The following is a 6,715-nucleotide window of genomic DNA, read 5'->3' as shown; positions in this document are numbered from 1 at the left end:
GGGCATAGGAAGCGCCTTGGTCGAACGGCATGCCGCTGGCAGCTTCATCGCGGGCCAGCAGTGTCGAATAGACATGGTGAATGCGCTGCGGCAGCGTGTCGGTCGCCTGGCGTTCTATTTTGAGGTTTTTCTCGACATAGGCGCATTCCTTCGCCAGTGCCGCTTCGACGTTGCCGGTGAAGGCAAGCTTCCAGACGACGGGCGCGATCCAGACCTTGAAATTGGAATCCGTGGCCCGACCGCGCTTGAGGGCTTCCAGTCCCATCTCGACGGCACCCGGCAGCAAAGACGCAACGACATTGGCATGCCAGCCGACGCCGCCTTCGGGATGCAGCAGCACGCCATGGCCTTTCAGGGCCCAGGCGATCGAGTGTTCCTTCGCTGCCCCGCTGTTGCCGGGAATCTGGGCGATCAGATTGTTGGCAAGCCAGAACTTCTGCATCAGCCGGCCAAGGCCGTTGACGACACCATTGGTCGCCCATGAGGCCGTGAGCGGGCTGACCTGCGACACGATTTCCTTGTCGATCATCCAGTCGGTGAAGAACTCGGGATGATTGGGTGTGATGAAGGTCGCCTTCCCTGCCCCGCAACTGGCCTTCAGCCGCTCAAGATCGGCGTCGGGAAAGTCGATATGGCGGACATTTGAGACGCCGCGCAGACCGGCCAGGCGATTGAACGGCAACAGATCCCGAAACCCGGGAATGCCGCGCAGCATGACGATCCGGTTGACGGATGTCATGGCCCTGATCAGTGCCGGGTTGGGCCGCGGCGCGACGAACGTATCGATCCTGCTCAAGCTGATCCCCCTCGCGCCTGGACGCTGGAAGAGGTTGAGAGACGATTGCGGCACGTTCAAGTCGTTCGTTACGACCACGCCGTGCCGTGGCAAATCAGCTGCCTAGACAGGCACTATTTGGCGGGACAAGGTTTTGTCTGGTCGAACAGCGACAGGTTGACCAGCTTGCCGGTCATCGAGAAGTCGCCATAGTCCATGACGAGATCGCGGGTGATGCCGTTCTCATGCAGCTTGAAGCTGATACGGTATTCCGGAACCTCTTCGCCGGTCTTGTTGGTGTCGTCGAAATAGGCGATGTCGACCGGCCAGTATTTGTCGGTGGCGAGCTTTGCCAGTGCCGAAGCTTCCGGGTCGGCCTTGTCGGCATCGGTTTTCTTGCCGACAACGACGGTGGTGGTCATCACCTTGTTGGCGTCTTCGGAACCGTCGAACAGGTTGGTTTCGTAAAAATTCTCGCCCTTTTCGGCCTTGCCGATCAGTTCGACCAGATGCTGGGTCGGGAATTGGGTTGTCGCGAGCTCGACGCTGTTCTTTTCAGGCTTGTCGATGTCGACCTTGAGGCCCTTGGTCTCTTTCGTGGCGATGCCCTTGACCTCCTTGTCGAGATTCTGGTCGACGAAGGACTTTGTCACGAACGAAAAGGTCTTGCCCTCGGCATCCTCGAAAGTGGTCGTCTGCTGGTCGGTCAACCTGGTGTTGTCGGCGGTGACGATCTGGGTGACGAATCGGAATTTCACCGTATAGCCTTCACAGGCCGAGCCATTGAACTCATAGACCATGCGGCCGGATATGCCCGTGATGCCGGACTGATCGGAAGCCTTTTTCAGGGTAAGATCGTAGACGGCGCGGTGGGCTTGCAGTGCCGGCGCTGCGAAGACAGGGCCTATCGAGAATATCCCCGACAACAGGACGGCATGGAATGCGAGGCGCGTTGCGCGCATGAGGTACTCCGATCGTCGCGACTGATGGCAGGCCGCAGGGAAAGATGGTCCAGCTTAAAAAAAGTCGTGGCGGAAGCGAGGCAAAAATAGCAATTTCGGCCCGGCCGGCGCGGCGTCACCAAGCAATAGGGAAATACCATGAGTGAAACAATCGAAAAGCGGCTAAGCGATCTGGGCGTGACGCTTCCCGTCGCCGCCGCGCCCGCCGCCAACTACGTGCCCTATTGCAGGACCGGCAATTTGCTGTTCACTGCCGGGCAATTGCCGCTCAAGGACGGCAAGCTGCAGGCGAGCGGGCTGCTCGGCCGCGACGTCGACACGGCAGGCGGCAAGGACGCGGCAAAATACTGCGCGATCAACATCCTGGCGCAGGCCAAGGCAGCACTCGGCGACCTCGAGAAGATCAGCCGTCTGGTGAAGATCACCGTTTTCGTCGCCTCGTCACCCGAGTTCGTCGAGCAGCATCTGGTTGCCAACGGCGCCTCCGATTTCCTGGTCGCCGCCCTTGGCGAGCGCGGCAAGCATGCACGCTCCGCCGTCGGCACGGCCTGCCTGCCGCTTAATGCCGCAGTGGAAATCGAAGCCATCTTCGAAGTCGCATGAGCCAGGGTACAGATATGACCGACCTATCCTGGCTGACCGCCCGGCCCGTTGCCCACCGCGGCTTCCACGACATGAACAAGACGCGCTGGGAAAACACGCTGTCGGCCTTTGCCGCAGCCGCCGAACGCGGCTACGCCATCGAATGCGACGTGCACCTGTCGTCCGACCGCGTTCCCGTCATCATCCATGACGGCGATCTCAAGCGCCTGACCGGCCAGGATGGTTTCGTCTGGCAGCGTACCGCAGCTGAACTCGCGGCGCTCAGGGTCGGTGGCACGGCGGACCATGTGCCGACGCTGCAGGAAGCGCTCGACCTGGTCGATGGCCGCGTGCCACTGGTCGTCGAGCTGAAAGGCACGCCCGGCTATGACGAAGGCCTGGTGGCAAGCGTCGGCAAGATGCTCAAGCGCTACAAGGGCAAGGCGGCGATCATGTCGTTCGACCATTGGCTGGTCCGCGATTTTCCAAAGGACGCGCCGGGTATCCCAGGGGGTCTCACCGCCTACGGCAAGGACGTCGGGTTGATCGAGGCGCATTTCGCCATGCTGGCGCATGAGATCGCCTTCACCTCCTACGCCGCCGGCGACCTGCCAAACCCATTTGTCAGCTTCGTGCGTGAAAGGCTGAAAATGCCTGTTATCACCTGGACGGTGCATGACCAGCCGGCGGTCGACCTGACCTTCAGATATGCCGATCAGATGACGTTCGAAGGGTTCGAACCCGATCTGGTCAAAGTCGCCTGAGTGTCTGAAACGTGACTTGCACCAGGCCGGACGGAGCTTAAATAAGCCTCATGGATCAGGGCGACGAGGGTGACGGACAAACGGCCAATGCGGACTATTCGATCCGCGTCGCCGCCGGCATCGGCGCCTTCACCTGTGATGAATGGAATGGCTTTGCGGGAACTGCGCGCGGCGATTTAGAAACCAGCTACAATCCTTTGGTTTCATTCGCTTTCCTGAGCGCCCTTGAGGATTCCGGATGCGCCGTGCGCCGCACTGGTTGGCAGGGCCACCATCTCAGGCTGGAGGATGGGCGGGGCAGATTGCTGGGCGCGGTGCCCTGTTATCTCAAATCGCACAGCCAGGGCGAATATGTGTTCGACCATGGCTGGTCGGATGCGTTCGAGCGCGCTGGTGGCCGCTACTATCCCAAACTGCAAAGTGCCGTGCCGTTCTCCCCGGTCACCGGCCCTCGCCTGCTGGTCACCAGGGGCGAGGACAGTGCCAAGGTGAAGGCCGGTCTCGCGGCGGGCCTGAAGGCGGTGACGCAAAAGCTCGGTGTCTCTTCCGCACATGTCACCTTCGCGCAAGAGAGCGATGTGGAGGTGCTGGAAGCAGCCGGTTTCCTGCACCGCACCGACCAGCAATTCCATTTCTTCAACGAAGGCTTTTCAACCTATGACGACTTCCTCGCCACCCTTGCCTCGCGCAAGCGAAAGGCGATGAAAAAGGAAAGGCGCGAAGCGCTTGCTCCAGGCATTTCAATCGACCGGCTGACCGGCAAGGACCTCACGGAGAAAGCCTGGGACGATTTCTTCGCCTTCTACATGGACACCGGCAGTCGCAAATGGGGCCGGCCCTATCTCAATCGTCAATTCTTCTCGATGATCGGCGAGCGCATGGCCGACGACATCCTGCTGGTGATGGCCAGGCGCAACGGGCGCTATATCGCCGGCGCGATCAATTTCATCGGCTCGGATACACTCTATGGCCGCAACTGGGGCTGCATCGAGGACCATCCCTTCCTGCATTTCGAGGTCTGCTATCACCAGGCGATCGACTTCGCCATCGAGCGCAAGCTCAAGGTGGTCGAGGCGGGAGCGCAGGGCGAGCACAAGCTGGCGCGCGGCTACCGGCCGGTGACCATGCATTCCGCGCACTACATTGCGCACCCAGGCCTGCGCAACGCCGTCGCCGACTATCTCCGGCGCGAACGGCAGGAGGTGGAGCGGATGAGCGAATATCTGGAAGAGCATACCCCGTTCCGCAAGGATCTCGAGGAGTAGCCCCGGTTGGCCGGCTGGGGGGCGACGATTATCTTGCCGAATTTCGACGCCTTCGCTACACGAAGGCACAATCCGGAGCGTTCGCCATGACCGAGGCCGCCTACGATACCGACAACATTTTCGCCAAGATCCTGCGCGGCGAAATTCCCTCGCACCGTGTCTACGAGGATGATGCGGTCATCGCCTTCATGGATGTGATGCCGCAGGGGCCCGGCCATACGCTGGTGGTGCCGAAAGCGCCGTCGCGCAACCTTCTCGATGCCGATCCGTCAATTTTCGGCCATCTCTTGAGCGCCGTTCAGAAAGTGGCGCTGGCGGTGAAAAAGGCCTTCGGCGCCGATGGCGTCACCGTCATGCAGTTCAATGAGCCGGCCTCGGGGCAGACCGTCTATCATCTGCATGTGCATGTCATTCCGCGCTTCGACGGCATCCCGCTGAAGCCGCACACGGGCGAGATGGAGAAGCCGGAGATTCTGGTCGGGAACGCCGAAAAGATACGGACTGCACTCAAAAATTGAGAGCGGGAGGTCCGCCAATGATGTGGTGGACCGGGTCGAGAATATCGGACTGACAAGCGCCGTTCAGTCCAGAAGCCGATTCTAATGCCCGGCCGTGCCCAGTGCCGACTCAACCGTTTGCAACTCTAATCGTCTGATTAGGAAATATCGAACCATCTCACGGTAAAATGCTAACGCGTGGCGAGCTGTGGGGCTTCAAAACCATGGAACATTCGGTTGCGGCATCGGCCCCACTGGCGGGGGCAATTGTCGAGCGTGCTTTTCTTGGCATCTTGGCGGATGGCTTTTGGCGACACCGGCTGCTGCACGCTATGGGTGCCGCTGCGCTGCTTCTGGCAAGCGCAGTCGGGTGGCACACTGGAAACATGCCGGATTTCGGCGTTCTGGAGGAATACGCTGAGTATCTTTTCATCGCCTTCTGGATTTGCGGCTCAGCCTTTGCACTTGGGACGCTTCTCCATCTTGCGCTGGTCCAGCGGGATACCGAACCGCTGCACACCTTCCTGAAGTCACTGGGTAGATTCGTTGGCGACGCCGAACGCATTGCCAACAGCCTGAATGGCCTGGGTGCGGGCCTTGCCTTCATATCCGCGATCGGTGTGTTGAAGGGAGCCATTGCAATCCTCTCTCCGTTTGCATGGGACAAGGCATTGGCTCAGGCCGACCGCATCCTGCATTTCGGTCGAGCCCCGCACGAATGGTTGTGGTTTATCGTCCAGTCGCCGCTTGCATTGAAGATCATCAACATAGCTTACAATTTCTGGTTCGTCGTGCTCATTACCGCGGTTTTCACCGTGTGCATCGCACGCAAGGATACGAAGCTGCGTCACCAGTTCCTGATGAGCTTCATGACGGTGTGGACCCTGGGTGGCTTCTTCCTCGCGATGGGCCTGTCGTCGGCTGGCCCTTGCTTTTACGAGCGATTGGGGTTCGGCAACGACTTTCACGCCCTCATGCAAGCACTCGCCACCGCCGATCGCATCTATCCAATCTGGGCGCTCAACACGCAGGATATGCTGTGGGGTGGCTACACCGGCGCAACTACCGGCAGCGTCGGTATATCCGCCTTCCCATCCCTGCACGTTGCGATGGCGGTGCTGTTCGCTCTCTATGCAACGCGGCGGTCTCGGCTGGCCGGTGTTGTGATGTGGTTATTCGCGGGCGTCATTATGGTCGGATCCGTCGTGCTTGGCTGGCACTATGCCGTGGATGGCTATGCGGGCGCATCCCTGATGGTCGCGATCTGGAAGGCGTGCGGATATTTGCTGACCCGTTTCGAGTCGGACAGCGCGGCCGCTGAGAGCTCCACCATGCAATCGCCGGCCCTTTGCGGGATGTAAATTCGCCGATCTGGACGAACTCGCCTGCGGCGGCATGCCGGTCAAAACGCCTAAAGGGCGGCGCTGGATGGGTTGGACAATTTCCGAAACGCTGTTCGATACGATCCTTGCCGAAGCTGCTCTGCGAGCGTGTCCGCGCATTGCCCAGGGCTCAGGAGCGACGTGTCGACTTCCAGATCGTACACGCCGGGCCGGTGCACCTCTTCCTGCCACAGGCGCGCCATCGGGCCGCAATCCCATCCCGGGTCGATAGCGCGGCGGCATGGCCTGCTCGCAAACGTCGACACCGAGATTGATCCAGACGCTATCGAAGCACTCCTGAACAGCCTTAGCGATGCTTGTTTTCCGATCGCGGCGCACCGTTCAGGATGATGATCTGGCCGATTATGCCTACCCTCGCTCCAATAAAAAAGCCCCGTTGCCGGGGCTTTCAGGCTGCTGACAAACCCCTGGCATTTGCCGGGGGTTTTTGATTCACTGGGTCATGTTGAAGCGACCCGCCCCTGAAC

Annotated in this window: 6 protein-coding genes and 2 pseudogenes; 5 read left to right on the top strand and 3 right to left on the bottom strand. The window is 60.2% G+C overall.

What is annotated here, in order from left to right; translation table 11 throughout:
• Both EN914_RS18895 and EN914_RS18890 read right to left on the bottom strand, forming a co-directional pair.
• Nucleotides 1-796: pseudogene (locus EN914_RS18895) on the bottom strand (hypothetical protein); the annotation flags it as partial.
• A gap of 113 nt (nucleotides 797-909) precedes the next feature.
• Nucleotides 910-1,737 carry a cell envelope integrity EipB family protein gene (locus EN914_RS18890; RefSeq protein ID WP_013531768.1) on the bottom strand — a complete coding sequence of 276 codons (828 nt, stop codon included), beginning with the start codon at nucleotides 1,735-1,737 and terminating at the stop codon, nucleotides 910-912.
• 138 nt (nucleotides 1,738-1,875) lie between these two features.
• On the opposite strand from EN914_RS18890, the gene EN914_RS18885 reads away from it, so the two are divergent.
• The 5 genes from EN914_RS18885 to EN914_RS18865 all read left to right on the top strand — a co-directional run bounded on the left by EN914_RS18885 (nucleotide 1,876) and on the right by EN914_RS18865 (nucleotide 6,206).
• Complete coding sequence (locus EN914_RS18885) at nucleotides 1,876-2,340, top strand: RidA family protein (protein ID WP_024503354.1); 465 nt, start codon at nucleotides 1,876-1,878, stop codon at nucleotides 2,338-2,340.
• A gap of 14 nt (nucleotides 2,341-2,354) precedes the next feature.
• On the top strand, nucleotides 2,355-3,083 hold the full coding sequence (locus tag EN914_RS18880) for a glycerophosphodiester phosphodiesterase (protein WP_024503355.1): 729 nt from the start codon (nucleotides 2,355-2,357) through the stop codon (nucleotides 3,081-3,083).
• 50 nt (nucleotides 3,084-3,133) lie between these two features.
• Nucleotides 3,134-4,348: a GNAT family N-acetyltransferase gene (locus tag EN914_RS18875; protein WP_024503356.1), complete on the top strand. Its 1,215-nt coding sequence runs from the start codon at nucleotides 3,134-3,136 to the stop codon at nucleotides 4,346-4,348.
• Nucleotides 4,349-4,434: 86 nt separating this feature from the next.
• A complete protein-coding gene (locus tag EN914_RS18870) occupies nucleotides 4,435-4,866 on the top strand; it encodes an HIT family protein (RefSeq protein WP_013531772.1) in 432 nt (143 codons plus the stop codon).
• 203 nt (nucleotides 4,867-5,069) lie between these two features.
• Nucleotides 5,070-6,206: a phosphatase PAP2 family protein gene (locus EN914_RS18865; RefSeq protein ID WP_024503357.1), complete on the top strand. Its 1,137-nt coding sequence runs from the start codon at nucleotides 5,070-5,072 to the stop codon at nucleotides 6,204-6,206.
• Between the two features lie 50 nt (nucleotides 6,207-6,256).
• Here the strand turns inward: EN914_RS18865 and EN914_RS18860 are convergent.
• Nucleotides 6,257-6,594, bottom strand: a pseudogene (locus EN914_RS18860) (phosphotransferase-like protein).
• Nucleotides 6,595-6,715 lie beyond the last annotated feature (121 nt).

This window comes from Mesorhizobium sp. M7A.F.Ca.CA.001.08.2.1, from assembly GCF_003998455.1.
Taxonomy (GTDB): domain Bacteria; phylum Pseudomonadota; class Alphaproteobacteria; order Rhizobiales; family Rhizobiaceae; genus Mesorhizobium; species Mesorhizobium ciceri.
Note: the sequence above shows the minus strand (reverse complement) of the source record. Positions and strands in the feature narration are given on the sequence as shown.